General features: G+C 50.0%; 1 pseudogene. It reads left to right on the top strand.

The features are described from left to right. Positions 1-202: pseudogene (locus ACTQ3V_RS15765) on the top strand (hypothetical protein); the annotation flags it as partial. Between the last annotated feature and the right edge of the window lie 158 nt (positions 203-360).

The raw sequence follows: 360 nt of genomic DNA, 5'->3' as shown, positions 1-360 counted from the left end.
CCGGATGACGCCAGTGGGCGTCTTTTTTATTTACCCAAACGAGGATAAACTGGGATTTGTCAACAGCGCCAACTTGTCCCGAAGCGACCTCTGGACAAAGTGTCCAGAGGTCCGGCTCCTTGCGGTGCTTCCCCAGCCGGGGTATTCCTTTTCGGACGGTCATTCGGTTTTCAAGGTGCTGTCCATCGATGAACTATCCTAAGTCTACACCTAAATGGCCGCCCGTCCCGTATATCCGAAAGGTAGGAATGGAGTAGTACCCTGTAAGTGCAGTCGCAAATTCCCCAAAAATCTGTTAAACTGAACGAACAGAGACGGAGGGGATCGCAATGAAACGTTACAGCAAAGAATTTAAGGAAG

It is taken from the genome of Candidatus Agathobaculum pullicola (genome assembly GCF_052117205.1).
Classification (GTDB): domain Bacteria; phylum Bacillota; class Clostridia; order Oscillospirales; family Butyricicoccaceae; genus Agathobaculum; species Agathobaculum pullicola.
This window is presented reverse-complemented; position numbering and strand designations above follow the sequence as displayed.